The organism is Streptomyces sp. NPDC001156 (genome assembly GCF_053598275.1).
On sequence record NZ_JBSFJX010000001.1, the window covers coordinates 265,307 to 290,921 of the forward strand.

General features: G+C 67.1%; 25 protein-coding genes, 2 tRNA genes and 6 pseudogenes. 21 read left to right on the plus strand and 12 right to left on the minus strand.

Annotated elements, in window-relative coordinates; genetic code table 11:
• The first annotated feature begins 88 nt into the window (after positions 1-88).
• Positions 89-958 carry an LLM class F420-dependent oxidoreductase gene (locus tag ACWDA7_RS01185; RefSeq protein ID WP_450602124.1) on the plus strand — a complete coding sequence of 290 codons (870 nt, stop codon included), beginning with the start codon at positions 89-91 and terminating at the stop codon, positions 956-958.
• A 27-nt stretch (positions 959-985) separates the two neighbouring features.
• Positions 986-1,768 carry a 2-hydroxyacid dehydrogenase gene (locus tag ACWDA7_RS01190; protein WP_450602125.1) on the plus strand — a complete coding sequence of 261 codons (783 nt, stop codon included), beginning with the start codon at positions 986-988 and terminating at the stop codon, positions 1,766-1,768.
• A 184-nt stretch (positions 1,769-1,952) separates the two neighbouring features.
• On the opposite strand, the gene ACWDA7_RS01195 is transcribed toward ACWDA7_RS01190, so the two are convergent.
• Positions 1,953-2,534 carry a suppressor of fused domain protein gene (locus ACWDA7_RS01195; protein ID WP_450602126.1) on the minus strand — a complete coding sequence of 194 codons (582 nt, stop codon included), beginning with the start codon at positions 2,532-2,534 and terminating at the stop codon, positions 1,953-1,955.
• Between the two features lie 103 nt (positions 2,535-2,637).
• On the opposite strand from ACWDA7_RS01195, the gene ACWDA7_RS01200 reads away from it, so the two are divergent.
• Positions 2,638-2,766, plus strand: a complete 129-nt coding sequence (locus ACWDA7_RS01200) for a hypothetical protein (protein WP_450602127.1) — start codon at positions 2,638-2,640, stop codon at positions 2,764-2,766.
• On the opposite strand, the gene ACWDA7_RS01205 is transcribed toward ACWDA7_RS01200, so the two are convergent.
• Together ACWDA7_RS01205 and ACWDA7_RS01210 are read right to left on the minus strand one after the other, a co-directional pair.
• Positions 2,763-3,416 carry a maleylpyruvate isomerase family mycothiol-dependent enzyme gene (locus ACWDA7_RS01205; RefSeq protein WP_450602128.1) on the minus strand — a complete coding sequence of 218 codons (654 nt, stop codon included), beginning with the start codon at positions 3,414-3,416 and terminating at the stop codon, positions 2,763-2,765. The two genes, ACWDA7_RS01200 and ACWDA7_RS01205, sit on opposite strands and share 4 nt — an antisense overlap.
• Before the next feature lie 219 nt (positions 3,417-3,635).
• On the minus strand, positions 3,636-3,971 hold the full coding sequence (locus ACWDA7_RS01210; protein ID WP_450602129.1) for a hypothetical protein: 336 nt from the start codon (positions 3,969-3,971) through the stop codon (positions 3,636-3,638).
• Between the two features lie 258 nt (positions 3,972-4,229).
• On the opposite strand from ACWDA7_RS01210, the gene ACWDA7_RS01215 reads away from it, so the two are divergent.
• Positions 4,230-4,748 carry a YfbM family protein gene (locus tag ACWDA7_RS01215; RefSeq protein ID WP_450602130.1) on the plus strand — a complete coding sequence of 173 codons (519 nt, stop codon included), beginning with the start codon at positions 4,230-4,232 and terminating at the stop codon, positions 4,746-4,748.
• Between the two features lie 343 nt (positions 4,749-5,091).
• Here the strand turns inward: ACWDA7_RS01215 and ACWDA7_RS01220 are convergent, their stop codons facing one another.
• Complete coding sequence (locus ACWDA7_RS01220) at positions 5,092-6,003, minus strand: MBL fold metallo-hydrolase (protein WP_450602131.1); 912 nt, start codon at positions 6,001-6,003, stop codon at positions 5,092-5,094.
• Between the two features lie 605 nt (positions 6,004-6,608).
• On the opposite strand from ACWDA7_RS01220, the gene ACWDA7_RS01225 reads away from it, so the two are divergent.
• The 4 genes from ACWDA7_RS01225 (at position 6,609) to ACWDA7_RS01240 (ending at position 9,702) form a co-directional block, all read left to right on the plus strand.
• Entirely contained in the window at positions 6,609-7,403 is a 795-nt protein-coding gene (locus ACWDA7_RS01225; RefSeq protein ID WP_450602132.1) for an SDR family NAD(P)-dependent oxidoreductase, read from the plus strand.
• 334 nt (positions 7,404-7,737) lie between these two features.
• Positions 7,738-8,166, plus strand: coding sequence for an Rrf2 family transcriptional regulator (locus ACWDA7_RS01230; RefSeq protein WP_450602133.1), 429 nt, complete (start codon positions 7,738-7,740; stop codon positions 8,164-8,166).
• Positions 8,167-8,273: 107 nt separating this feature from the next.
• Positions 8,274-9,470 (plus strand): MFS transporter, encoded by a 1,197-nt coding sequence (locus tag ACWDA7_RS01235; protein ID WP_450602134.1) that lies wholly within the window; start codon positions 8,274-8,276, stop codon positions 9,468-9,470.
• A gap of 153 nt (positions 9,471-9,623) precedes the next feature.
• Positions 9,624-9,702 (plus strand) — tRNA-Ser (locus ACWDA7_RS01240).
• A gap of 293 nt (positions 9,703-9,995) precedes the next feature.
• On the opposite strand, the gene ACWDA7_RS01245 is transcribed toward ACWDA7_RS01240, so the two are convergent.
• Positions 9,996-10,409 carry a hypothetical protein gene (locus ACWDA7_RS01245; RefSeq protein WP_450602135.1) on the minus strand — a complete coding sequence of 138 codons (414 nt, stop codon included), beginning with the start codon at positions 10,407-10,409 and terminating at the stop codon, positions 9,996-9,998.
• A 442-nt stretch (positions 10,410-10,851) separates the two neighbouring features.
• Between ACWDA7_RS01245 and ACWDA7_RS01250 the strand changes: the two are divergent.
• Both ACWDA7_RS01250 and ACWDA7_RS01255 read left to right on the plus strand, forming a co-directional pair.
• Positions 10,852-11,370: pseudogene (locus ACWDA7_RS01250) on the plus strand (helix-turn-helix domain-containing protein); the annotation flags it as partial.
• A 28-nt stretch (positions 11,371-11,398) separates the two neighbouring features.
• Complete coding sequence (locus ACWDA7_RS01255; RefSeq protein ID WP_450602136.1) at positions 11,399-11,848, plus strand: hypothetical protein; 450 nt, start codon at positions 11,399-11,401, stop codon at positions 11,846-11,848.
• Between the two features lie 130 nt (positions 11,849-11,978).
• Here ACWDA7_RS01255 and ACWDA7_RS01260 read toward each other — a convergent pair whose 3' ends face one another.
• Positions 11,979-12,806 (minus strand): class I SAM-dependent methyltransferase, encoded by an 828-nt coding sequence (locus ACWDA7_RS01260; protein WP_450602137.1) that lies wholly within the window; start codon positions 12,804-12,806, stop codon positions 11,979-11,981.
• A gap of 97 nt (positions 12,807-12,903) precedes the next feature.
• Complete coding sequence (locus tag ACWDA7_RS01265; protein WP_450602138.1) at positions 12,904-13,110, minus strand: hypothetical protein; 207 nt, start codon at positions 13,108-13,110, stop codon at positions 12,904-12,906.
• Between the two features lie 748 nt (positions 13,111-13,858).
• Here ACWDA7_RS01265 and ACWDA7_RS01270 point away from each other — a divergent pair.
• The 8 genes and pseudogenes from ACWDA7_RS01270 to ACWDA7_RS01305 form a co-directional block, all read left to right on the plus strand.
• A pseudogene (locus ACWDA7_RS01270) lies at positions 13,859-14,050 on the plus strand (IS5/IS1182 family transposase); the annotation flags it as partial.
• Positions 14,051-14,528: 478 nt separating this feature from the next.
• A complete protein-coding gene (locus ACWDA7_RS01275) occupies positions 14,529-15,173 on the plus strand; it encodes a hydrolase (protein WP_450602160.1) in 645 nt (214 codons plus the stop codon).
• 373 nt (positions 15,174-15,546) lie between these two features.
• Positions 15,547-15,918 carry a Sec-independent protein translocase subunit TatB gene (locus tag ACWDA7_RS01280; protein ID WP_450602139.1) on the plus strand — a complete coding sequence of 124 codons (372 nt, stop codon included), beginning with the start codon at positions 15,547-15,549 and terminating at the stop codon, positions 15,916-15,918.
• Positions 15,919-16,135: 217 nt separating this feature from the next.
• Positions 16,136-16,402 carry a Sec-independent protein translocase subunit TatA gene (gene tatA, locus ACWDA7_RS01285; protein ID WP_450602140.1) on the plus strand — a complete coding sequence of 89 codons (267 nt, stop codon included), beginning with the start codon at positions 16,136-16,138 and terminating at the stop codon, positions 16,400-16,402.
• Between the two features lie 69 nt (positions 16,403-16,471).
• Entirely contained in the window at positions 16,472-17,287 is an 816-nt protein-coding gene (gene tatC / locus ACWDA7_RS01290) for a twin-arginine translocase subunit TatC (protein WP_450602141.1), read from the plus strand.
• A 229-nt stretch (positions 17,288-17,516) separates the two neighbouring features.
• Positions 17,517-18,989 carry an MFS transporter gene (locus tag ACWDA7_RS01295; protein ID WP_450602142.1) on the plus strand — a complete coding sequence of 491 codons (1,473 nt, stop codon included), beginning with the start codon at positions 17,517-17,519 and terminating at the stop codon, positions 18,987-18,989.
• Positions 18,990-19,159: 170 nt separating this feature from the next.
• Positions 19,160-19,823, plus strand: a pseudogene (locus ACWDA7_RS01300) (transposase); the annotation flags it as partial.
• A gap of 168 nt (positions 19,824-19,991) precedes the next feature.
• On the plus strand, positions 19,992-20,498 hold the full coding sequence (locus ACWDA7_RS01305) for a MarR family winged helix-turn-helix transcriptional regulator (RefSeq protein WP_450602143.1): 507 nt from the start codon (positions 19,992-19,994) through the stop codon (positions 20,496-20,498).
• A 133-nt stretch (positions 20,499-20,631) separates the two neighbouring features.
• On the opposite strand, the pseudogene ACWDA7_RS01310 reads toward ACWDA7_RS01305, so the two are convergent.
• The 3 genes and pseudogenes from ACWDA7_RS01310 to ACWDA7_RS01320 form a co-directional block, all read right to left on the minus strand.
• A pseudogene (locus ACWDA7_RS01310) lies at positions 20,632-20,841 on the minus strand (transposase); the annotation flags it as partial.
• A gap of 405 nt (positions 20,842-21,246) precedes the next feature.
• On the minus strand, positions 21,247-21,729 hold the full coding sequence (locus tag ACWDA7_RS01315) for an SAM-dependent methyltransferase (protein WP_450602144.1): 483 nt from the start codon (positions 21,727-21,729) through the stop codon (positions 21,247-21,249).
• A gap of 44 nt (positions 21,730-21,773) precedes the next feature.
• A complete protein-coding gene (locus ACWDA7_RS01320; protein WP_450602145.1) occupies positions 21,774-23,051 on the minus strand; it encodes an MFS transporter in 1,278 nt (425 codons plus the stop codon).
• 506 nt (positions 23,052-23,557) lie between these two features.
• Between ACWDA7_RS01320 and ACWDA7_RS01325 the strand changes: the two are divergent.
• A pseudogene (locus tag ACWDA7_RS01325) lies at positions 23,558-23,698 on the plus strand (IS256 family transposase); the annotation flags it as partial.
• Here the strand turns inward: ACWDA7_RS01325 and ACWDA7_RS01330 are convergent.
• Positions 23,699-23,959, minus strand: coding sequence for a hypothetical protein (locus ACWDA7_RS01330; RefSeq protein WP_450602146.1), 261 nt, complete (start codon positions 23,957-23,959; stop codon positions 23,699-23,701).
• On the opposite strand from ACWDA7_RS01330, the gene ACWDA7_RS01335 reads away from it, so the two are divergent.
• Positions 23,943-24,446: a tyrosine-type recombinase/integrase gene (locus ACWDA7_RS01335; protein ID WP_450602147.1), complete on the plus strand. Its 504-nt coding sequence runs from the start codon at positions 23,943-23,945 to the stop codon at positions 24,444-24,446. The genes ACWDA7_RS01330 and ACWDA7_RS01335 overlap by 17 nt on opposite strands.
• Positions 24,447-24,537: 91 nt before the next feature.
• Here ACWDA7_RS01335 and ACWDA7_RS01340 read toward each other — a convergent pair.
• A tRNA-Val gene (locus ACWDA7_RS01340) sits at positions 24,538-24,612 on the minus strand.
• Between the two features lie 263 nt (positions 24,613-24,875).
• Between ACWDA7_RS01340 and ACWDA7_RS01345 the strand changes: the two are divergent.
• Positions 24,876-25,615: pseudogene (locus ACWDA7_RS01345) on the plus strand (IS200/IS605 family accessory protein TnpB-related protein); the annotation flags it as partial.

The window sequence follows — 25,615 nt, forward strand, 5'->3', positions numbered from 1 at the left end:
GACATGCCGCGCCGCCTCCACCCGCCTTGTGCCACGTCACCCGAACGCGTCCGCGCTTCGCACTTAAGGTCACGCCAGGAGGTAGCGGATGCGAGTGGGGTTGCACGCGCTCGGCATCGGTGACGGTGCCCGTCCGGAGGTTATCCGAGCGGTGGCCACAGCCGCGGAGACGCACGGCTTCGCGAGGCTCTGGTGCGGCGAGCACGTGGTGCTCGTGGATGCGCCCGTCTCCCGTTACCCCTACTCCGCGGACGGTGAGATCGCCGTGCCCGCGGACGCGGACTGGCTGGACCCGCTGCTCGCCCTGAGCTTCGCGACGGCGGTCACCAGCCGGATCGAACTCGCCACCGGCGTACTTCTGTTGCCTGAGCACAACCCGATCGTGGTCGCCAAACAGGCCGCCACACTCGACGTGCTCTCAGCCGGGCGGTTCAGCCTCGGTGTCGGGGTCGGCTGGTCGGCCGAGGAGTTCGCAGCGCTCGGAGTCCCCTTCGCCGGGCGCGGGCGGCGGACCGAGGAGTACCTCGCCGCGATGCGTACTCTCTGGGCCGAGGACCCGGCTTCCTTCGCGGGGGAGTTCACGCGCTTCGACGCGATCCGGGTCAACCCGAAGCCGCTGCGCGGCGGCCGGCTCCCGGTCATGATCGGCGGCAACAGCGACGCCGCCCTGCGCCGCGCGGTCGCGCTCGCCGACGGCTGGTACGGCTTCAATGTCCCGGCGGCCGACGTCGGCTCGCGCGTCGCCGTCCTCTCCGACGAGTGCGCCCGCCAAGGTCGCGCCTTCGACGAACTCATGGTTGCCGTCGCGTTGAGCGACGGCACACCGGAGCATCTGCCCGCACTCGCCGCAGCGGGTATCGCAGAACTCGTGGTCGTAGGCGCACCCCCGCCGACTTCCGACGCGGCAGCCGCCTGGGTCGCGGAACTCGCCCGGACGTGGATTCACGGGAACCAGTGACCGGGGTCGGCTGGGTCACCGGCCACCATGGCTCTCGCTCCCCGGGCACGCGGAGTCCGTTCACGGTTCCAGTCACAGACCCTCACCACCGGCATCGATCACGTGCACGGTCACGTACCGCCCGGCACCGTGCTGTGCAACGCCCACGGGGTGCACAACGCGAGCGTTGCGGAGCTGGCGCTGACCCTCACCCTCGCCTCGCTGCGCGGCATCCCGCACTTCGTCCATGGGCAGGACGTCGAGGAGTGGCGCTCCGGTGTCCGCCCCGCGCTCGCCGACCGCTCCGTGCTGATAGTCGGCTACGGGGCCATCGGAAGCGCGATCGAGGACCGGCTCACGCCGTTCAAGTGCGATGTGCTGAGGGTCGCGCGAACCGCTCGAAGCGCGCCCCTGGGCCCGGTTCACGCCCTTGCGGACCTACCCGATCTGCTCCCCCGCGCTGACGTGGTGATTCTGGCCATGCCCCTCACGGACGCCACCGTCCACCTCGTCGACGCCGCCTTCCTGGCGCGCATGCGGGACGGCGCCCTGTTGGTGAACATCGCGCGCGGCCGCGTCGTCGACACCAAGGCGTTGCTCGCCGAGCTGGAGGTCGGACGGCTGCGCGCGGCGCTCGACGTCACCGACCCGGAGCCGCTGCCCGCGGGCCATCCGCTGTGGCACGCTCCGGGAGTGCTCATCAGCCCCCACGTGGGCAACGCGACCTCCGCCTTCCTGCCGCGGGTCAAGCGCCTGCTGCGCTCCCAGATCGGCCGCTTCGTCGCCGGAGAGCCACTGGAGAACGTCGTGACAGTCGTAAGAGAGGACTGACCCGCAGACGGCTGGTACCGCTGAATCCGGCAGAGGACTTCGTCGACGCGTTCGCTGCGTGACCACCGGCTGGGGAAACATGGGCCGGCATCCGCTCAGACGGAACGAGGGGCACCGGGCGTCCGGTGACGCACTCTGCGCGGCATTTGGGGCACCCGTGGACGGCGCCCCCACATTCCCTTGCCTAGACGACTGCGGGCCTGCGCGGATCAACGGGGTTGATCTCGGCTTCGTCGAAGAGTTGCTCCAGGGCCTCGGTTCCGTGCTTTCTGCGGAACGTGATCTCGGATGCGGTCACCGGAAGCAGCCAGAGCAAGCGGGCGTGTCCGTCTGGCAGGTCACACCGTTCAAGGTCGGGCCCGTGCAGGTAGGGCAGGCTGACAAGCAGATACTCGCAGGTCGATCCGGGCGTCCAGGGTTCCCCCATCGGCAGGCTGTGACCCAGATCAAGAAGGTGAGGCTCCGGCCCGCCGCAGTGGTAGAAGGCCGTCATCGCGAGCACGTCCGCGAACCGCGGATCGCTGACCGGCGCCGTCATGATGAACTCCAGGCCGTGTCCCTGATGGTGGGCCCGCGCCCAGCACCCGATGGTGACGTAGGTCCAGCAGTTGCCACGTGGCCCAGGGCCGACCTCAAGGATCCGCAGGTCACGGACCATGCCGCGACGCCCGTCGCCCAGGTCGTAGTACGCCGTCCCCACCGAGTGGCCGGCGAAGAACTGGCGCACGTGTCGATCAAGCGCTTCGGCAACCCCATCCGTCGTCATACCGCGGATCATGTCAGGCGCCCAGTGATGGTCCAGGAGGCAGTCAGCCGTGAGGTCGGCACAGCGACCTTGGCCGGGAGTTTCAACGACACCGTTGTTTCCCATGAGTCCCCAGCAGATCCCGCCGCTCGGCGAAATCCGCGACGACATCCATGAAGCCTTCCTCAGCCTGGCCTGCGGCATCATCTGCTGGCGCCGACTCGTCCACCACTCACTTTGTCAGGACTTTTAAAGCGGTGTGCCCTTCAGCCGTCCATCCGGGATTGTCCGACCGCAGAGCCTGAGTGCCAGGTCTGCGGCGGCGCCATGCAGCGCCGGACCCGATCCGTACGACCAGTCAAGGTCGGTGGCCTGGAAGCTGTGTCCCTCAATGTTGATGCCGAAGTGTGTGTGCACGCCGCCCTCGGTGAGGTCGTTGAGGACGACCCGGATCGTCTCGTCGGGTGAGCGGCGCGGCACCCCAAGCGGTACGGTCACGTCGAGGCCATGGATCACTACATGATTGAGCGCGCCGTGGTACCCACCACCCGGCGGCGTCCAGTGGTGCATCACCTCGCCGCGCAGGTTGGCGACGAGCTTGTCAGTCGGTAGTTCGGCGTCCCGGCGGGCGATCTGGTTCGACAAGCGGCTGAAGTCAAAGTCGCAGCGGCGCAACTCGGCCATGAACTCCTCTTGGGAGTACCGGGCCGCCATGGTCATGTGCGCGATGACTTCGCGAACCCGCCACCCCTCGCACAGAGATGGAGTATCCCACTGCGCATCGGAGGCGAAGCCGAGCAAGTCGGCGAGGGCCACGAACTCGGCTGCTACAGCAGGTTGCAGAGAGGCGTCATCCGTCAAGGTCATCAACTCCATGCCGCTCGTACGGTCGTCGATCGTCATCAGGTCAGACGAACCACCTGCGTCAAACTCATCGGTCCACGGTGATACAGGTTCACGGAGATCTCCGCTGTGGATCGGCAACCCTCCACGTGAGCCCCAGACCAATTCCTGCACCGCAATCTGGGTGCTCTGTGCGCACCTATCCGCGCGACCTCCATGGTCCGCACCCTGGGACTTCCACGTGAAGGCGTCTGCGGTCCGAACAGCCGACCATCCGCATCACAGATCCACGCGGGACTCTGTCTCCCGGCTCCCCTGCCGCAACACGACGTGCGCGGGCCTGAACGGCAGACGGCGAAGGGTCGGCTCCATGACCTTGAAGAGCGCTTCTGCGTCCGCGCCGTAGGCGTACACCACGGCCTCGCCACCACCGAACTCGTTGCCGTCGACCTCGCCGACTCCCGCCTTCTTGACGGCGACCGCCATGGCCCGCTCAGCGTCGAATATCGCTTCGCGCTCAGCACGTGAGCCGTACTCGTCGTCACTGAGGCGGTAGTGGGCGATGACGGCCTGTTCCGACGTCTCCGGTTCGGGAAGCTCAAAGAGTGTGTCCATGCGCGCACGATCCCACCAGCCTCTGACAACGTGCCCGTGCCAGGCCCGCTGTGCGCTCGACGGCGCACGCTTTCCAACTGTGTTGGTGGGGTGTCGGGGTGTGTGCAGGGGCGTTCACCTGGGTTCATGGGCAGCTCGCCACCAGGTGGGGACCGGGACGGGGGCGTAGATGAACGTTGCTGAACGGGGCTGAATGAGACGGAAACTGAGACGATCTGCCCGCCTACCGCTGTCAGAGGCCTCGTCTAATCTCCGGCCATGAGCATGATCGGTGAGTACCTGCGCGTTACGGCTGCTGAACTTGACCGGGCGATTCAGGACCCCGACTGGGCGCTGGATTTCGCCGAAGAGGTCCAGGACGCCGAGGAGGAGTCAGAGCCTGCGCCGACCAAGGCGCGTCACTTCAGCACGTCCAAGACCTGGGACATGCTGGGCTTCCTCTTGGCGCGTGCCGACTTCCGGGTGGATGTCATCCATGGTGAGGAGCCGTTTGCCGAGGATCAGGACTGGGGTTACGGGCCGCCGAGGTACCTGCGCTCGGAGCGGGTGCGTCTTGCAGCGGGGGGGCTGCGTGCCACCACGTATGACCAGCTCCTTGATGGCGTGAATCCGGCCGACCTGACCAAGGCTGATGTGTATCCCCTGGCTGGGGCCTATCCCCTCGGATGGGATGAGCCCGGAGCGCTTGAGTGGGGGCGTCCCTGGTACGACGGCCTGACGCACTTCTTCGAGGCTGCCGCTGTGGCGGAAGATGCAATGCTCGTGTGGCTCGACTGAAGGACATGCTCATTCGGGACGCTGAGCTTGGGAATCACCGGGCCTTGCGGCCCGGTCGTCCTCTGACCAGCGTCAACGGCAGCTAGGGCGAACCAATGAGCTCGCCCCAGCACCCGCCGTTGACCGTGGTTTACCGCCTTCTCGGGCACGGAACGGGCACGGCGACCTTCTGATCCGTAGCTCTATGTGGATGGGTCAGTGGCTGCCGTAGCGGTCGCTTCGCAGGCGCTGAAGGACCCTGCCGGGCGATGACGGTTGCTGCAGTTGCTCTACTTCCGTGCTGTACCGGGCGCGGCAGCCACCCCCCTCGCTCAAGGGTCCAGCCGGTGAAGTGGCGCGGCTGTCAGGGCTGATAAACCTTTACCCAGCCTTCGAGCATGTGCCGGCGGGTGTCTTCGGGGTGCTCGCGCGAGTTGCAGAGCGCCTGGGAGCTGGACCACAGGGTGAGCGCTCCCAGACGGCGGTTCGGGAAGCGTTCGAGCATCGCGTTGAAGAAGTCGAGAGCGGTGTCGTGCTTCTCCAGGAGTTCGTCGGCGGCATTGAGGTATGCGCGGGTCTCGGTGAAGACGCGGGTGGCGTCGTCGTCGAGGGTCTTGTCCTTGTGCCCCGCGACGATCCAGCGCGGGTTCAGGGCCCTGACGGTCTCGATGGCCTGGCGCCAGGCATCGCGCCCGCCGCCCATCGATTGGCCGAGGTACTGGTGGACGCCGTTGTAGAGGACGTCTCCGGCCACCACCAGATCGAGGTCGGGCACGTGCAGGACGGTGGTGTCGTCGCCGTCGCTGTGGCCGACCTCGACGATGACCAGCTCGTGCCCCTCAAGGGTGAACCGATTGTCCGGCACGGTGACCGCCGTGACCGGGGACGGCGGGATCTGCCCGGGCCAGGCCTTGTCCCACACCGCCTCGCGGGCGGCCACACTGCCGTGCATCTGCGTGATCGTGCCGGCCGAGGCCACGACCTGGGCGCCGAACCTCTTGGCCAGGAGGTCGGCGGTGAACCAGTGATCGCCGTGGCCGTGGGTGATGAAGATGTGGGTCAGCCGCTTCCCGTGCGCCTCGACCCAGTCGCCGACCTCCTTCGCCTGGTCGCCGAGGAGCGGTGCTTCGACGAGCACGGCGTCGTCACGGCCGTAGATCAGCGTGGTCGACAGCGGCGCAAAGAGGCGTGGCTCGCCATTGGGCAGCAGTCCGGGGATGTTCTGCGGGAACGGGTCGGAGACGAAGACGTCGTACCCGAGGGTGCCGTCGGACATTGCTGGACCTCTCCTCGTACTCAGCGCGGGGTCGCACCGTTTAGATGGTGGCGACCCCCCGTTGCAACCAATCTTGTTACGTCACGGAGGTGCGTGTCAAGCTCCGGGCTCGGTCGCTGGTTCGACCCCAGCCCTGGCCATATAGGCCGAACAGACACAATGCCCCTGAAGCAAATCGCTTCGGGGCATTTTCCGGGCCGTTTGACGCCAACCGCGCGGTCCGCTTCTGCCGTACTCCGGTGGCACCCCACTGCGGTGACGTCATTTCGCGTGAGCAGCTGCAGGAACCAAGATCACCAACTGCTACCCAAAGCACTGATCAAACGCTGCTACTTCACGTGAACGAAGCCTGCGCTACGGGCGCTGACTACAAGGATTGCTCTTAATGCCCGTCGCCGCCGGGTCGCGAAGGTTGCGTCCGTTGACTGTGGCTGACCGTCCGTTCTGGCGCGCATCTCGTGCGCATCGATGGTTCAGAGCTGTTGCCAGTCGCAGAGCCCGGAGCTTGACACGCACCTCCGTGACGTAACAGAGTTGGTTGCAACAGGAGGTCGCCACCATCCAAACGGTGCGACCTCGCGCCAAGTACAAGGAGAGGTCCAGCCATGTCCACCACCACCGCCGGCACTGCACTGATCACCGGCGCGACCGCGGGCCTGGGTGCGGCCTACGCCGAGGAACTGGCCGCACGGGGACACGACATCATCCTGGTCGCGCGAGACGAGGCAAGGCTGGAGAAGGCCGCCGCGGGGCTGGCCGAACGGTCGGGACGAAAGGTCTCCACCCTGAGCGCGGACCTGACGACCGCCGAGGGGATCAGTTCGGTCGAGGAGCGCCTGGCCGACGACGCATCGATCGGCACACTGGTCAACAACGCCGGCATGGCGCTGCTCGGCCCGCTCTCGAAGGCCGACCCGGACCGGCTGGAGAGGCTGATCACGCTCAATCTGACCTCGTTCACCCGGATCGCGGCCGCCGCGGCGAAGGCATTCGCCGCGCGCGGCGCAGGCACGATCGTCAACATCTCCTCTGCGCTCGCGCTCAACATCCTCCCGGTGAGCGCCGCGTACAGCGGCACCAAGGCCTATGTGCTGGCCTTCACCCAGGGGCTGGCCCAGGAGTTCGCCGATACCGCGGTGCGGGTGCAGGTCGTACTGCCGGGGGCGCTGGAGACCGCGCTCTGGAACGGTTCGGGCATCGAGCTCGACCAGCTCCCGAAGGAGATGGTGATGTCCCCGCAGGATGCCGCCCGGGCCGGACTCGCCGGACTCGAGGCGGGCGAACTGGTCACCATCCCCTCGCTGCCCGAGTACGGCCAGTGGGAGTCCTACGACCAGGCCCGCCAGGCCATGGGCCCCCACCTGTCGCTGTCCCGGCCCGCCGCCCGCTACAGCCGCTGACCAGGCAGACCGGGCCCGGTCACACACCGGGCCCGGCACCGTCCTTCGTCTTCCGCGACCCCTCTCCTGGCCGCCCGGCCGCCGTGACCGCGTCCCTGTCAGGCTCTGCCGGTCGACCCGGTCGGTGGTGGCCGACTCGACCCCGGCGCGCGACTTTGGCGTCCGCCACGATGCGATCGGCTCCGGATTCGCAGGCCGATCGCGGCCTCCACCGGCGCGCCGTCCAGCGCGTCGCCGACCGACCCGACTCGCGGAGCTTGACACACACTCTCCTGACGTAACAAAATCGGTTTCGATAGGAGGGCTTCGACCGCTCCGAACAGAAGGAGGTCCGATGAGCGCCAACAGCCGCATGACTGTGGCCACACACGCCTTGACCTGGATGGCGATGGTCTGCCCCCAGCGTTCCGACGGCATCGTGACCTCCGACCAGATCGCCGTCAGCGTCAACACCAACCCCGTCGTCATCCGCCGCATCCTCGGCAGCCTGCGCGACGCGGGCCTGGTCGTCTCACAGCGCGGGCAGGGTGCGGGCTGGAGGCTGGCGCGCACCCCGGACGCGATCACGCTGCGGGATGTCTACCTGGCCGTCGAACCGGAGCCTCTCCTCTCGCTGCACGCCACGCCCCCCAACCAGGAGTGCCCCGTCGGGCGGGGCATTCCACCCGTACTGCAGAAGGCGTACGGCCGCGCGCAAGACTCGATGACAGCCGAACTGGCCACCGTCACCGTCGCCGACGTGCTCAAAAAGACAATCGCCTGACCCCTCGAGCAAGCCGCAGTCCACCCCGGCCGACCCACATGGATCGGCCTTTCTTCAAGCCTTAAATGTAACAAGAATTGTTACATCACCTGGGAGACCCCTCCGACGTGTACCGATCACTCCTCGTACTGACCGCTGCAATGTTCGTCATCGGCACCGACAGCTTCATCATCGCCGGCATCCTGCCCGACGCGGCACACTCCCTGGGCGTCGACATCGGCGCCGCGGGATGGCTGATCACCGCCTACGCCTTCACCTATGCCATCCTCGGCCTCGTCATGGCAGCGGCCACCACGCGCTGGCCACGCCGCACGCTCTTCCTCACCGGCCTCGGCCTCTCTGTCGTGGGCAGCCTCCTCATCGCCCTCGTCCCGGACTTCGGCGTGGCCCTCTTCGCGCGGGCACTCGCCGGGGTCGGCGGCGCCATGGTCACTCCCACCGCCGTCGCCGCGACCGCCGCGCTCGCACCACCGGAGCGCCGGGGACGCGCCATCTCCGTCGTGATGGCCGGTCTCAGCGCCGCGACCGCGCTTGGTGCTCCCCTCGGCACGGCGATCGGCAGCCTCGCCGGCGACTGGCGTGCCACCATGCTCTTCGTCTCCGCCCTCGGCGTGCTCGCCGCCGCCGGGATCGCCCTGCTGCTGCCCACGATCCCCAACCCGCCGCTGGTCCCGCTGCGCGCCCGCCTCGCCCCGCTCGGCGACCGCCGTATCGGCCTGACCCTGCTGACCACCCTTCTGCTGTTCACCGGCCTGTACACCGTCTACTCCTACATCGCCGAGGGCCTGGACCGCGCCACCGGCGGCAGTGGCACCACCCTCGCCATCCTGCTGTTCGTCTGGGGCGTGGCGTCCATCATCGGAACCCTCGGCTCGGGTAGCCTGGTCGACCGCCTCGGCTCCCGGCGGATCATCAACACCGCCCTCGTGGCGCTCGCACTGGACTTCGCCCTGCTGCCCTGGTCCAGCGCGCACCTGGCCACCGCCGTCGTGGCCCTGGTCGTCTGGGGCCTGTGCGGCTGGGGATTCCTCACCGCGCAGACCCACCGCCTGATCGGCGCCATGCCCGCCGCGGCCCCCATGCTCAGCGGCCTGAACTCCGCCGCCACATACGTCGGCGTCTCCCTCGCCCCGCTGCTCGGACAGGCCGGAATGACCTGGTCCGGCGCCCACTGGCTCGGCCTCATCAGCGCCGTGCTCATCGTGCTCTCCCTGATCGCGGCGGAGACGGCACACAACGTCATCCGCCGCCACACGGCACACCACGCACCCGCGCCGCACGCAGAGCCAGTGCCGGCCAACTGACCCGCACCTGCTCACCAGCCGCCACCGCCCTAAAGCGGGTGTCGGCCCACCCGGCTCGCCTTGCAATGGCACAACCCCTTCGTGGGAGCCGTGGGTCATGTGTGGGCAAGTGAGGACGGTTGACCTAGCAAAGCGCGCTCCGACGCAGATCAGAGCCCCAAAGAGGCTTGATGCGCGGCGGTCTTGAAAACCGTCGTGGCGCGAGTCACCGTGGGTTCAAATCCCACACCCACCGCGCAGGTGAACGGCCCCTGACCAGGCGATACGGTCAGGGGCCGTCGCGTTGTGCGGTGCCCGCTCGGCACCGTGATTCCCCGCGGTTCCCCGTGCGATCGGGCACGGATGGGGCACGGGCAACTTCTGATCCGTAGCTCTATGCAGATCGGTCAGCGTCGGTCATACAGGCTGCCGCGAGGCTTATGCGCGCCGTTGGTCGGCACTGCCGGTCGCTGGGGTTGCTGTACTTCACTGTTGTACCGCAGCCCGGGGCAGCCTGCCTGGACTGGACAGTTTGAGGGCCGGCCCTCAGTCCCCTTCGGGCGAGCCATCGGACTTGTCCGTGCGCATGAGAATTCCGGGGCAGTCTGGATCGACTTCGCCCGTGTAGTGGTTTCGCCAGAAGTAGCGACTGGTGCGCGGCAGCGGCACCTCCACAAGTCGGCCGTCGTGCATCATCCACAAGCCGAAGCAGTCATCTTCCTCGTCGTGGATCAGTACCTGCACGGAGTGCGGGGATGGCCAAGGCTGAGACTCCAGGTGTTCCAGGAGTCCGACCCAGTTGCTCCGTCGTATGAACTCAATGGCCCAGCCACCGAACATGCCATGCCCGATATCTGTGAATTGGCCACGCCACTTTCGGTTGGGGTCCGGCCGTGTCAGCGGTTCCATGATCTCTTCTGCGCTGCTGGCCAACACGATGACCTCGGCGAATCTGCTCATGGCCGAGTATCACCGGAGGCATGGGAGGAACTGCAATCGAGTTCCGTCTTTGGAGTCGACATCCGCGATCCGAGGGCGACGATGGTGAGAGGTTGGCTCCGAGACTTTGGGCTGGAGGTGCCATGGGGCGAGTGATCATGGCCCCGTAAGCTTCCGGCGAGTCGGGCAGTCAGTGGACCTGCCCGTAAAGCACGACGTTGGGGCCATGATCTTCGAGGCTCGCCCCATGGTGGCTGCCTAAAGTCTCGGAGCCAACCGGCCCATCGGCGTGCTCACAGTTCTCGACTCGGGCCCGCACCCGCTGCGGCCCAGGGCTTGGCCCCGGCGCCGCTTGGCTTCACGGTCAAGCGGCGGGGTGATGGGCGTGGACTTCGGCATGTGGATCTCCGTAGTGATCGGAGACCCAGGTGTCAATGATGATCGTCAGTTTTAGACTTCCAAGACGGAGGTCGCGGCCCGGTATGGGGTCTCCCGGCAGTCGGTGCACTCGTGGGTGCGCCGCTATGAAGAGGGTGGTCTGGCCGCTTTGGCGGACCGGTCGCACCGGCCGAGGTCGCATCCGTGGCAGATGCCTGCTGCGGTGGAGGCGGCGGTGCTGGAATTACGGCGACTGCATCCGCGGTGGGGTCAGCGTCGGCTGCGTCATGAGCTTGGGCGGCGGGGTGTTGAGCCGGTGCCGTCGGAGGCGTCGGTGTATCGGATCCTGGTCCGCCATCAGCTGATCGTGCCGGTCGCCAGGCGAAGACGCCGGGAGGATTACCGGCGGTGGGAACGGCCGGGGCCGATGCAGCTGTGGCAGCTGGACGTGATGGGCGGGATCTATCTGTCCGACGGCCGTGAGATGAAGCTGGTGACCGGGGTGGACGACCACTCCCGGTTCTGTGTGATCGCGGCGGTGGTGGAACGGGCGACCGGCCGGGCGGTGTCCGCGGCCTTCGCCGGGGCGTTGGCCGCTGGCGGTCCGATGCCCGATCGAGGTGGCCCGCACGGTGAACGCCTCCGGGGTGGTGGGCCTGGCCGGACAGCAGATCACCGTCGGTGTCCCGCTGGCCGGCCGGCGCGTGACGCTGCGGCTGGACGGGCCGCTGATGCAGGTCGTCGCCGACGGGATGCTGGTGCGGACCCTGCCGTGTCCGATCCCGCCCCAGCGGCGTGCCTACATCAGCGACGCCCAGCTCAGCCCTCTGTCCCCGAAGGCCCCGCAGGACGCGGTGCGGGTCGGGCGCAAGGTCTCGACCCGCGGCAGCATCCAGGTCTGCGGCCAGCAGGTCCAGGTCGGCATGGTCCATGCCCGCACCGTGGTCAGCGTCGAGGTCACCGACACCACCCTGCACGTCTTCGACCAGGACGGACACCGCCTGCGGACGGTACCCCGGACCACCAGCAAGGAGGTGACCCGCTTCAAGGCCTACGGCACGAAGAACCGCACGACAGGCTAGGAACCGGAAAGCATCAACTGACGCAGATCCGTCAAAGCTCAACTGAACCTAGGCAGGAGGCCTCGGGCTTCGGCCGCATACGACGCCTACCGAGGTGAGGTGATCAGTCCTTCGGCTCGGCAGCCTGGACTCATTCGGCGCGCTGGCCGACACGGAGGACGCTCAGATAACGGCGGGGCGCTCGGTCGCCCATACGCGTGCGGATGCGCTGGGCGATGGCGTCGAGCAGGGGCTCACGGACGTCACGGTCGATCTTCCGGTACAGCGACGTCGAGCGAAGGAGATCGGCGAAACTGTCCCCGTCGAACCACTGAACGGTCGGGTACCAGCGCACGATGGTCGGGCCGAACAATCCTCCGGGATCGTCGACCAGTCCCCAACCCTCGTCGGTGGTGCGCACGTCGTCCTCCAGAGGCGGATGGCCCCAGCCGGGGTTCCCGGGGCAGAACCGCTCATGGAGGTCGGCGGTCTCGGCGTACACCTCAGGCTCTCCCGGCCGGCGGACAACGACGTTGCCGAGCAGTGCCATCCAGCCTCCAGGATGGAGCACGCCATGCGCTCGCTGCCAGCCGATCGACGGGTCGACCCAGTGCCACGACGACGCAGCCACGAGGACATCGAAGCGTCGACCGCGGTCGTCCCACTCCTCAAACGTCGACGTCTCGACTTCGACGTTACGGAAGGTGGCGATCCGTTGGCGAGCCAGTGCGGCCATCTCCGCGCCCGGCTCGATGGCGGTCACTGAGCATCCGAGCGCTGCCAGCGAGCGCGTCGCCTGACCGGTACCGCAGCCCACCTCCAGCACCGACGACCTTTCGTCCATGCCGGTGACAGCGACAAGGTCCGCGAACAGCTCGTCGGGGTATCCCGGCCGGACCCGGTCATAGATCTCCGGCACCTCGTTGAACACCCGGCCGAGGTCATATCGATTCGGGCGCGCCTTCGGATCATCAGCCACGAGCGCACAAGCTATGAGGCTCGTCGACGGGGCGCCACTGGTTTGGCGGCAGCCGCTGGCGCGCCGCCGCCGCTGGTTCAGAGACGTCCGAAGACGATCAAGCCAGTTCGTCGAGGAGCTGACTCATCGCCTTGCCCAGTACTCCGGTGCCGGCCGGACCGAGCTCGTCTTCCTCGGCGCCCGTGGCGGTGTCCTGCGCCGGAACAACCTCTGCCGGATCTGACTCCGCGCCCGGGCTCAGTGCAGCTCGGTAGCCGATCAGCATCGAGTCCAGGTGCTGGAGGGAGCTGCGGCGTAGCCACATGGACCGGCTCCTCACGAGGCGCCTACAGCGCGAGTAGAGCGGCGCTGATGTCAGACCTGGCGCTCGCGGACCACGAGATGGCGCCGACATCTACCGCAGCACTGAGGCCGCTGGGACATCTGCTCACGCAAACGGCCCCGGACGAGAAGCCCGAGGCCGATCAGGACCCCTCCCTAGGGAAGAAATCCCAGGTCAGACCGGTAATACGTTGTGCCCCCGGCAGGACTCGAACCTGCGACACCCGCTTTAGGAGTGGGATCGAATTCATGATCGGGGTGTGGGATCACGCCGTGTGGTGCTGTCCTTGCAGGTCAGTGCCATCCCGCCTGATGCTGGGCCCTGCTTTCGGTGCCTCATATTCCGCCGTCCGCTCACGCAGGGAAAGCTTTCGGCGCGGCGGATGTTAACCCACGACCTCTTCGTCCCGAATGAGGTTCGGTTGCTGATCTTGCCAACGTGGATTGCGGTTGCGCTGGTCAGGGCCATGGTCCCGATTGGTCTCGCGTGGTGTGGACGGGGCTCCGGGAGCGGGTCGGCTCCCAAACGGCTCCCGGAAGAGCCACTGGGAACACCGCCATGAGGCGGGCTGCACCACTGCCACGGTCGCTGATACGCCGCCCGGTGCGGCCGCTGTCCCTGGGAACCGACGCCCCGGCCCCTTCTCCGTCGAGTTTCTGATCAGCGCAACGGAAGTCGGTGCCCGGCCGCTTGCCATGGCCCATCCCGGCCAGTCTGGGACGGCTTGCGTGAGAGAGGGGGCGAACACACAGGTCCGAGCCCCGTGGACTGGGGCAGCCGGATTCCGGGTTGCACATCCTGCCGCACGCGAACTGACTGCCCCTGGTCCGTCGGCGTCTCGGCCGCCAGCACCCACGACGGCGAGGGACTGAAACCTATGGTGGCGCGTCACCAGGTCTCCTGCGGCGACGACTTGGGGCGGCGGAGTGTGACACCGGCGATGCGGTCGATCAAGAAGGTGACGCGGGGCACAAGCGGCGATCGCGGCACCGCAGGGGGTGGGGCTGCCCCCTGCGAATTGCCGGACGGGCAGCGATCTGTCCTGCTGTCGCGCCGGTGTCGAGAGGCGCCCGTGAGCTCCGGCGCAACCCGCGGAGTGGCCCCGAACCGGCCCTTGGTCGCCATCCGGGGACCGGATGACCTGCGCCTGGATGGCCCGCCTGGTCACCCCGCCCAATCGATCACCAGTAGTTGACTGATTAACAATCTGGGGTCTATGGTCCGTGTGTCGCCCCGATCGGGCAGCGACTTTCTGACTCCCCTACATCCACAGGAGATGCATCATGTCCGGTATCACCAGCAGGCGTTCGGTCCTGGCGGCGTCGGCCGCGGGCGCGGCGGCCGTGGTCGCGGGCACGGGCACCGCCCACGCGTCGGGCACGAACGCCACCCCGGCGGGCATGACCACAGCCGGCACGAAGCAGGCCCGCCACTGGGACCCGATCAGCGCGAAGAACTCGGTCCTGGTGCTCATCGACCACCAGCCCTCCCTCATCGCCGCCGTGGGCAGCCACCCCTCGACGACCGTCATCAACAACGTGACCGGCCTCGCCAAGACCGCCAAGCTGTTCGGCGTCCCCACGGTCCTGACCAGCGTCCTGGCCGACCGCGGTGGCAAGCTGCTCCCCCAGATCACCGACGTCTTCCCCGGACAGAAGGTCTACGACCGCACCGCGATCAACGCCTGGGAGGACACCCCCGTCCGTGACGCCATCCGCAAGACCGGCGCCCGCAAGATCGTCATAGCCGCCCTGTGGACCGAGATCTGCCTCGCCTACCCCGCACTGTCCGCACTGGACGAGGGCTACGAGGTCTACGCCGTCACCGACGCCTCCGGCGACGTCAGCCCCGAGGCCCACGACATGGCCGTGCGCCGCATGGAACAGGCAGGCGTCGTCCCCATCACCTGGACCTCCGTGGGGGGCGAACTCCAGCGCGACTGGTCCCACACCGCCACCGTCCCCGGCGTCGCCAAGATCCAGCAGGAACACGGCGGCGCCTTCGGAGCCATGATCGGCCTCGAAAACCAGCTCACCAACCACTGACACAATCCCACGGCCGTCCCCCCGGCTGTCCGCTGGAGCAGCGGTCGGCAGGCCGGGCGCACGCGGCTGAATTTGATCTCCCCGTGGATGCGCCACGAACACAGCGCCCACGCGCCCGGGATCTTTGTTGGGGTGGGCTGGGAAGCCCACCCCAACCTCGAGCACGCGTTCTCCGTCGACCGTATGCCCTGCTTTCGGTCGAGCAGCGCCCGTCCTGCTCGTCGGGCGTGTGCCCGGGGGCAACACACAGCTGAGCGCTTGGCCTTTGTTCTTGGCACACCCGGGCGGCCACTTGATCCATTCTCGCCAATCAACATGTTTCGCCGTCCGTCCGGGTGTTGCGACGCTCCACCATTCCAAACGGGAGCCGTAAATGTTCTTCGATATCGGCCCGCTCGAACTCGTGACGCTATTTGTTCTGGCCGTCATTCTCGGCGGGCCTGAAAAACTCCCCTCGATGGTGTCAAGTGCAGCGAGGACCCTGCGCAAGTTCCGCGAGTTCTCGCAGAGCGCGCAGGCCGGCATCCGCAATGAACTCCCCCCTGAGCTGCAGGACATGGCGCTGGAGGACCTCAATCCGAAGGTGCTCGTCCGCAAACACTTGCTGAGTGCCGAGGACCTGGTGCTGTCCGAACCGGAAACGAGTCCGGACTTGGAAGGGGAGGCGCCCGACAGCCCGACGACGGACGTGCCGAAGAAGCCGCAGGGAGCTACGGACTCCGCGGCCGTCGTCTCCCGCCACTGACGACACCCGATACCGGGGGCGAGCGAACTGTCGACGACCGCCGCATTTTACGACGTAGTCACTTCAGCGCCCGTGAAAGCCTGATCACAGTGGTGACCGCCCCTGCTGGGCCGGCACTTCAGAAACCGGACGACAGGATGGGTCTCCGTATCCGTCGGCCCGGTACCCGCGTCGGAGTCTCGCCTCCGCACTCGAATCTCCAGAAAGGGAACTACTCATGTTCGGAAGGCTCGGAGCACCCGAGATCATCATCATTCTTGCTGTCGTTCTGCTCCTCTTCGGCGCCAAGCGTCTTCCCGATATGGCCCGTTCATTGGGGCAGTCGCTGAGAATCCTCAAGAACGAGACGAAGGCCATGCGCACGGACGATGTGAAGGAATCCGACAGCGATGCACGCCCAGCCGCTGCCGTACTGCAGGGCGCGCACGAAGGCCGCCACACGACCTCGGATGCGACCGAGGCGGACACTGCTCAACGGCGCTGATACACCATCTCCACCACCGACAGGCCTCAGTGCGGCAGGTGCCGTACGTGAAGGCGCCGGAGACTGCCCATGCCCACCCGAACGTCGCACGCCGCTGCGCAGATGCCCCTTACCGAGCACCTGCGTGAGCTGCGAAACCGCCTCGCCAAAGCCGTAGGAGCGATCCTGCTCGTCACGGTGGCAGCAGCCTTCTTCTACCAAGAAATTATCGGAATTCTCATCGATCCCCTGCCCGACTGCACCGCGGGTCAGTTGGCCAGTGCCAGTGAATCCGGGCATTGTGGCGTGATTTCGATCAACGGCCTTCTCTCACCCTTCACCCTCGCGCTCAAGGTGTCGATCACGGCAGGAGTCGTCGTGGCCAGCCCGGTGTGGCTGTACCAGCTGTGGGCATTCGTCGCACCGGGACTGCACCGCGGTGAGAGGAAGTACACCCGGACCTTTCTGGCAGCCGGCATTCCCCTGTTCCTGTCTGGTGCCGCGGTGGCGTATTGGCTCTTGCCGACCACGGCACGGGTGCTGATCTCCTTCACCCCCGACAAGGCGACCAACATCCTGCCGGTCGACGACTACCTCAACCTGGCAACGCGCATGGTTGTCGTTTTCGGGCTTTCCTTCGAACTTCCGCTGGTCCTCGTCCTGCTCAACCTCGGCGGCGTGATCAGCGCGCGCCGGATGGCCGGCTGGTGGCGCGCCATGTTCATGAGCATCACCGTCTTCGCTGCGGTGGCCACCCCCAGCACCGACCCGCTCAGCATGCTGGTGCTTGCCGCGCCCATCGCGTTGCTGTATCTGGCCGCGTGCGCGGTCGCCTGGTGCAACGATCTGCGCCGAGGAGACGCCCAAGGCGCCGGACCGGACGGGAACGCGCAGACAGCGAAGTAATCCTCGACGGACTTCACACGGACCCTGTGACCCAAACAGGTCGTGCTTTTGCGGACTCGCGCTGTCCAGGGCAGATCCGCATTGCCGTTGTGAAGCATGGGATGAGAAATCGTACCCATCATCCTGGCGCCTCGGGTGGCCAGTGGTCCCACCGTCACTGCCCCGTTAATCGAGCTGATGGGCGGAGGGGTTGCCCGTGATCTAATAAATTCGCCTGTACGGAGATCTCATGAAGCGTTTCGGTTCGCCTTCGGTCATGATCGTAGTTCTCGCCACTACCACTTTGTTGGCGTCGTTGCTGCAGACGCTGGTTGTTCCGCTCATCCCGAATTTTCCCCTGCTTCTGGGCACCTCACCAACGGACGCTTCGTGGGTGGTGACCACCACACTCCTGACCGGCGCGGTCATCACCCCGGTCAGCGGACGCCTGGGCGATCTTTTCGGTAAACGGCGTACTTTGCTGCTGATGCTCATCGTGGTGGTCATTGGTTCAGCGATTTCCGCGCTCACAAGTTCGTTGTGGCCGATGGTGATCGGCCGTGGGCTGCAGGGCTGCGTGATCGGGGTGATTCCGCTTGTTCTGGGTGTCTTCCGGGATGAACTGCCACCTGCCCGAATCGGTGGAGCGATAGCTTTCCTGACGGCGGTACTCGGCTTGGGTGCCGTCGCTGGGATCCCGCTGGCGGGCCTGGTCGTGGAGCGTGTCGAGTGGCACATGCTCTTCTGGGGATCGGGTGTGCTGGCTGTGCTGTGCGCACTTGCGGTTGCAGTAGTGGTTCCTGAGTCGCAGCGGCTGGCCACGGGGCGCTTCGACGTCGTCGGCACAATCGGTCTGACTGTGGGCCTGATCGGTCTGCTGCTGCCGATCGTCAATGCCGGGGAGTGGGGCTGGGGCAGTACACGTACGATCGGGCTCGGTGCGGCGGCCCTTTTGGGGCTGCTCGCCTGGGGCCGGCATCAGTTGCACGCCCGCTTCCCGCTGGTCGATCTGCGACTGGCCGCGCAGCGACCAGTGCTGATGACCAACCTCGCCACGATGGGGATCGGATTCGCGGTGTATACCGTGCTTTTGGTGTTTCCGCAGGTACTGCAGGCGCCGACCGCCACCGGGTATGGATTCGGCCAGAGCGTGGTGCAAGCCGGGATGGCGGTACTCCCGAACGGCGTGGTGGCGCTCCTGTTGACCCGGGTCTCAGCCCGCCTGGTCGCCCGGTACGGGGCACGGGCGGCCATGATGGTCGGAGCGATTGTCATGGCTGTCGGCTACGCCTTCATCACCCTGTGGATGAACAGCGTCGTCGACTTCATCATTGCTGCGGCCGTCATCGGGGCCGGGGCGGGCGTGACCATCGCGGCCACTGCCAGCCTGATCACCGACGCGGTGCCGACGACGGAAACGGCCTCGGCCAACGGAGTGAATACCCTGATGCGCTCGGTAGGAGGAGCAGTGGCGAGCAGTGTCCTGACGGTGATCTTGACGCACGCCACGATCAAGGTCGGTGCGGCAACGCTGCCCTCACTAGGTGGATTCCGTACCTCGTTCATGGTTGCATCCGCGGCGGCAATCGCCGGCCTGGCGTGTACCGCGTTCATTCCGGGGCGCAGGCCGAAGTCCGTCGGTAGTCTTCTGGATTCCGCGAATGATCTGCAGAACGGGAAAGACTTTCCGACTGGCACCCGAGCGACGGCAACTGAAAGGTGATGCGTCACCCTTTTGTTAACAGGTTTTGCATGACCTAAAGCGTGTTGCAGAAGGCTGTGAGATGGGCATCTCCCCGGTATGGCCGGGGTGTTGCGGGCTGACCGGGTGTGGGCGGTAGCGGTGTATCCTCCCACGAACCTGACGATGCGGCAGCTGGGCATCGGCTCTGCGGCAGCACCCACGATTTCCTCAACTGGCCTACCTCACGGGTATGGTGGTTGTCCTGGTCGGTCGGTTTGGTCATCGCCGACGCCATGCACAGGCCTTGCTGAAGACGCCGGTCTCGGTCTGGGCCCCGCGGTCGGGCCGGACGGCGAGATCCGAGACGCCACCCGGGTTGCCGAACTCGCTGGAGACTGCCTGTAAGGCCGGCCCCAAGGCATACGGCTGATCGTCTGCAAGGAACGGCCCTCCCTTGGCGCCCAGTTGCGGATCGCCGACGCGGACGGGATGCGGATCATCTGCGTCGCCACCAACATCGCCGACCGTCCGATCGAGGAGCTGGAGCTGTGGCACCGCGGGCGCACCAAGGCAGAGGACCGCATGCGCGCCGCCCTCGACACCGGCCTGCGCAACCTCCCCGTTCACCACGCCGCACAGAACCGGATCTGACTGGAGATGGTTCAGATCGCACTCGACCTGCCGGCCTGGATGCCCATGCTCGCCTTGGCCGGTCAGGCCCGGCGACAAGAGCCCAGACGCCTGCGGCTACGACTGTTTTCCGCCGCCGCCCGGCTCGTAACGACCGGCCGCCGCATCCTTTGCCTGGCCCACCACTGGCCATGGACCGACGACGTGATCACCAGCCCGTTCGAACGACTGCGAGCTCTGCCACCGACCTGCCCACCCGCAGAAATCTCCGCCCAGAACGAGCTGAAAGGGTCCGCCGACAAGCTGACATGCCGGATCGAGGCCAGTCCCGCCGATGCTGATCTCACCGCAGCCTCGAACGCCTGCTTCGATCCAGTCGGGCGCATTTCGTTAATCGGTTAACATGGTGCCATGGGTACGCAGCCTTCCTTGGGTCCGGAGCAACTGATGCAGAGGTGGGTGACCGCCCGGCCGGACCTCAATACGTCATCGATGCACATCGTGAGTCCTCTCAAGCGGGTACAGGCCTTGCTGGCGATTGCGTTGGAGCCGGTGTACGAGACATCCGAACTCACCCCGTCAGAGATGGACGTTCTGCTTCTTCTGCGGTATCTGGACGAGCCGATCATTGCGCGGCGGCTGGCACAGTGGATGGGACTCTCGCGCGCCGCGGTCAGTAAAATGCTGGCCAAGCTCGAGAATCGAGGTCTCATCGAGCGCCGGGCGAATCCGGCTGATCAACGCAGTGCCCTAGTGACCATTTCGCCCGACGGAATAGCGGCGATCGACACACTGTTTCCCCGGCATTTGGACCGCGAAGCACAGGTTCTGGCGGGCCTGGGATCCGATCGGGACCGAGTCGTCGAGGCTCTTGAGCTCCTCGCCCGGACGCTTCAGCATGGCGTGGCCAACGCCTGACGTGCGCAGCAGTCGTTACTCCGCTGCCGTCCCCAGCATGGAGGGGGCGCCTCTATGCCCTGTGTCACGCCTGAGCTGATCATGCGGCGGCTGCTTCGAGGAGGCGGGATTCGGCGAAGGTGCCATCGCGGAGCATCGCGCATTTGAGTCGCCGGTTTTCCGCCTCTGGGTGCGTGTTCGCCGCGGATCGAGGTCCCCGGCGATCTGGTGGCCCGGGCCACGCCGCGCCGGCGTAGGAGGCGAGGTGGGCGGCGGTGGGGAAGCTGGTGCCGTCGCCGACGGCGGCCAGCAGCACGGCGGCGGTCCTGACCGCGATCACCGGCATCGAGGTCAGGACCTGATTCCTTTGTAACGACTCCGGGGGGCCGGGTGGCTGTGCCGGGTTGTTCGAGTGGTGAGGTCCGTTACGCCTTCTCAGAGCTGGGCTCGCTGAAGCCTTTGGGTAGACGGTGCGGATGGTCTCGCCGCTTGGGTGGTGGCGGTCGTGTGGGTGCCGAGGGGACGCCTTCACGCGACATGGTCGATGAGCGCGCTGTTTCTGCTGATCCTCGGCAAGTCCCCCCACGGGATTCGAAGCTGTGCACACGGCTCCGGAGGGCAGGCGCCAGGAGTACGGAAATAAGCCTCTGAACTGGGCGAACGTCCAGGGCGCTCCTTCCGCACACGTCCCTCACTCGCTGCTCACTCGGAGGTCGGGTCCGCGAGGCGTGAAGTGCGGGGCCATGAGCGCGCCTGTACGGCTGCCAGATCAGTAGTAGTCGCGCATGATCTCGGTGGACCAGGCGGGCTGGCTGGTGACGCCCTCGGGTGCGAACTCGCTCATGTAGGGCTTGATGTCCAGCACCGGGGTGCCGTGCACGGCGTCCAGGCCCTGTACGTGAACCTCGAGGTCTGCGACTCGGATGAGGCGGCAGCGCGAGACGCCGAGCCGGTTGGGCCGGTTCTTGCCGCGTTGGGCGAAGATGCCCACCAGCGGCCACTCCGTGTTGCCGCGCGGATGCCGGGCGCCTGTCTCTATCTTGCTGACTGGGACGCGGTCGAAGTGATAGACGACTTCCAGGTGGGAGAAGGCGTCCAGGCCGGCGAGCGCTTCGGGCCCGAACCGGTTGTCGTCGAGCCGGATGATCGCTGTAACTTCGCCCCAGGCGTCGTCGAACACCTCGTGGCGTCCACCGGACACCCAGCCGATCGGGTGGGATACGACTCCAACCATTTTGTTGGCCTCGGGCATGGGCGGGTTCCTTGTCGTCGCAGTGTCTGGGTTGTTGGGCCCTGCTAGCTGTTCATGTCTGCGGTCTCGGCCGAGCTGGTGGCTTCATTGCGCGGGACCCCGTCGGCTCGTGGTGCCTGCCGCACGGCCCGGTTGAGCGTGGTGAGGATGGCCAGGGTGAGCAACCACGCTCCGGAGAGCCAGACCAGAGGCTTGGCGCCCAGTGTAGAGATCAGTGCGCCGCCCGCGAGCGTGCCGATTGACAAGGCTCCCGTGGTGAGTGTCGAGACTGCACTCGTGGCGCGACCTCGCAACCCATCGGGGGTGATGGCTAGCTGGTGCGTGGTCATGGCCACGGCATAGACCGGCGCGACCAGCGACTCGGCGGCCGCAACGGCTGCCAGTACCAGCGGGTTTGGAGCGAGCGCGTACAACGGGAACATCAGGGCCTCCACCCACAGCATCACCGCGGCGATCCTCCCAAGCCGGAAGCAACGCGTGGCCTTGGTTGATACCAGCGCCCCCACCATCGCGCCCACCGCCGCGCCGCTGAAGATGACGCCTATCCACAGCGGTGAGGCGCCGAGCTGTTGGGCGAGAGTGATGATCAGCAGGTACCCGGCGCCGTAGCGCACTTTGTCCGCTGCCGATACCAAGGTGAGGAAGCGAATGACCGGTTGACGCCAGAGCCAGCCGAGCCCTTCCCGGATCTCGGTGGTGAGCCCGGCCGTCGTCCGTGCGTCCTGCCGGTCCACCTGGAACCGGGCGCGCATCAGGCGTAGTGACGCCGCAGACACGGCGAAGGACACCGCATTGACGGCGAAGGGAACGACCCGCCCGACGGCGTAGAGCGCACCGGCGAGCGGAGCCCCGAAGACGCTCACCGCGCCGGCGGCGGACTGCTGGTAGCCGAGGGCAGTGGACAGGTGTCGGGGATCGACGACGTTGGGCAGCGCCGCGGTGCTTGCGACCTGGAAGAGAATGGTCAGCATCCCGGCGAGCAAGGCCGTCGCGTACAGCTGGGGCATCGTGAGCCTGTTCAGCCACAGTGCGGCGACGACGCCGGCAGTGAGCATGGTCCGGCCGAGCTCGCACCAGATCATGGTGGCTTTGCGGTCCCACCGGTCAACAAGGGCGCCCGCGACCAGCCCGAACGCGAGGAAGGAAACGGTGCCGAGGCCAAGTACGAACCCGGCCTGCGTGGCCGACCCGGTGAGGGCCAGTACGACCAGGGGCAAGGCCATGAAGTGAGCCTGATCGCCGATGGCAGAGATCAGTTGGCCGCTCAGCAGCAGCGAGAAGTCCCGGTTCCGAAGCAGGACGGGACCGCGAAGAGTCTTCATGAAGGTTACGCTCCGTAACAGCTCTAGGGCACAAGGATGGCGTCGAAGCTGGTGTCCGAGCTAAGAAACACGGGGCGTAGTGACCACATGCGGACCGTACCCACGACGTGGCTGGCCTGCAATTGATTTCGCGGAGATGGCCGCGAAGTCGGCGGAGTGGCTTTGAGCGGAGTCGCCCTCATCCTGCCGCCCCATCGGGCTCAGCCACAGCGCGGCAGCAGCCGGCTCCCCATCAGCCAATCTCCTGGGCGTGGTCCGCTCACCCTGCCGCATCCGTGACGGCGGCGGTACGGCGCTCGGCCCCGGCCGGCCTTTCTGCCTGGCGACGTTGCCCGCCCGGACGCCGCCCCTCCCGCTGCTGGCCTGATCGGCAGCACTACGGCCGGGGCCGCATAGGGCCGCGCTCATGCCACGTAGACCACCCAGTGGTGCTGCCGTGCTCGCCCTCTGAGAGCAAGGCTGCGAACCACTGCCGTGTGCAGTTGTCCGCGACGGGGCTGTGGCGGGCCCTGGCCGAGGTGCTGGTCGAGTCAACCCAGGCCCGCTGGCGGGCGATCACCGGAGCCCACCTCGTCGCGCTGGTCCGCGCCGGCGCCAGGTTCGAGAACGACGCCCTCGTCGAGAGCCAGGAGCCCACCGCAGCCTGATCACGCATCACCCGAACCGCAACTTCCGTCGCGGCGTGTTTCCAGCCCATCGAGGACGGCCTGGAGGCCGAACTGGAAAGTGTTGTCGGGCGATGCGCCGTAGTCGCCACTGTGGGTGTCCAGGCGGGCGCGCAGCCGGGGGAACTGTGCGGCGACGTGGTGGACTTCGGCCATGGCGCCGCGGATGGACTGCTCGGCGTCGCTGCTGCCTTCGCGCCGCAGCTTGCGGGTGAGTGAGGCGGCCTTGGAGCGCCGTGACATCGACCTGGAGGCCCGCACCGTCTCCGTCCGGCGCGCGTACTCCGAGACCCGCAGTCACGGCCTCACCGTCAAGACTCCCAAGAGCACCGCGGGTGTCCGCACCGTGGCCATCCCAGCCTCGCTCGTCGAAGAGCTGGCCCAACACCTCGCCGAGTACTCCGGTGCCGGCCGAACTGGGCTCGTCTTCCTCGGCACGCGCGGCGGTGTCCTGCGCCGAAACAACTTCCGGCGGATCTGGCTCCGCGCCCTCGCTGCGACCGGCCTCGGCGGCGTGCGCTTCCACGATCTCCGGCACACCGGCAACACTCTGGTCGCGACCGGTGGCGCGACCACGCGCGAGCTGATGCACCGCATGGGCCACTCGTCGGTGCGGGCCGCGCTGGTCTATCAGCACCTCGTCAATGGCCGCGATCACCAGATCGCCGACTACGTCGACGGGCAGATCAAGAGGGTGAAGCGACCCCCGCGCGGTCCATCTGGCACGTAAGTGGCACGGCGGCACCGAAAGCCCCGTAAAGATCAAGGCCCAGGCCTCGGGTAGCCACCCGCTGACCTGGGCCTTCATCGCGTCCCGAGACTGGTGGGCGCGGACGGTTTCGAACCGCCGACATCCGCCTTGTAAGGGCGGCGCTCTACCGCTGAGCTACGCGCCCAGGACGAGTCGACAGCCTACCTTGCCCGAGGGGATGCCCGGCAAACGCATATGCGCGGGATGCGGGCGGGCGGCGGCCCTCGACGGTCCCTGGCACCCCGCACCGGGGGTTGGGAGCTGTTCGTTTTAGGTGTGCAGGAGTGTGCGTGAGTGTGTGCTGGTTAGTGGTATTGCAGCGCGCGTACGGCGCATGGCGGGCACTGTCAGTGCCGGCCGGTACCGTTCTTCCTGTTGCCGATCAAGCGTTGTGGAGGGGGCACGTCGATGCGTGGTGAGTCGCTGCGCACGATCGCTGCCCCCTTCGTGGCCGTCGGCCCGTCCGGCGTGGCGATCCGCACCCGCATCAAGGCCCTCACGCCGGACGACGAGCAGGTGTTACGTGTGGTCGGCGCGCATCTGGGGTCGCTGGCCTCGAAGGATCTCAAACGCCGGTGCGCCGAGGGCCTGGAGCACTCCGCGGATACGTGGGCGGGGCGCAAGCGGGCCCTGACCGACACGTCGTCCTCGCGGTGGGCCGGTTCGATCACGAAGGCCACCCACGATCAGTGGGCGCTGTCCCGGCGTGCCCAGCTCGCGCACATCCGCAGCCTTGAGGCCGGCATCAAGACGATCGCGCACCGGTTGTCGCTGCCGGTGGGCGAGAGGGGCTCGAAGCGGGCGCCGGGCGGATACCGCACCCGGCAGGAGTGGTTCCACAAGAGGCGGCGACTGCATCTGCTGGAGGATCGGCTGGAGCGGGAGCGGGCCGATCACGAGGTGGGGCGGGTGCGGGTCGTGCGGGGCGGCAAACGCCTGCTCACCACCCGACACCACCTCGACGCGGCGCAGCTCACCGAGCACGCATGGCGACAGCGCTGGGAAGCGGAGCGCTGGTTCCTGCAGGCGGACGGCGAATCGGGCAAGCGGTTGGGGAACGAGACGATCCGCGTCACCCCGGACGGCGAAGTCTCCCTCAAGCTCCCCGTCCCGCTTGCGCACCTGGCGAACGCCCGGCACGGCCGGTA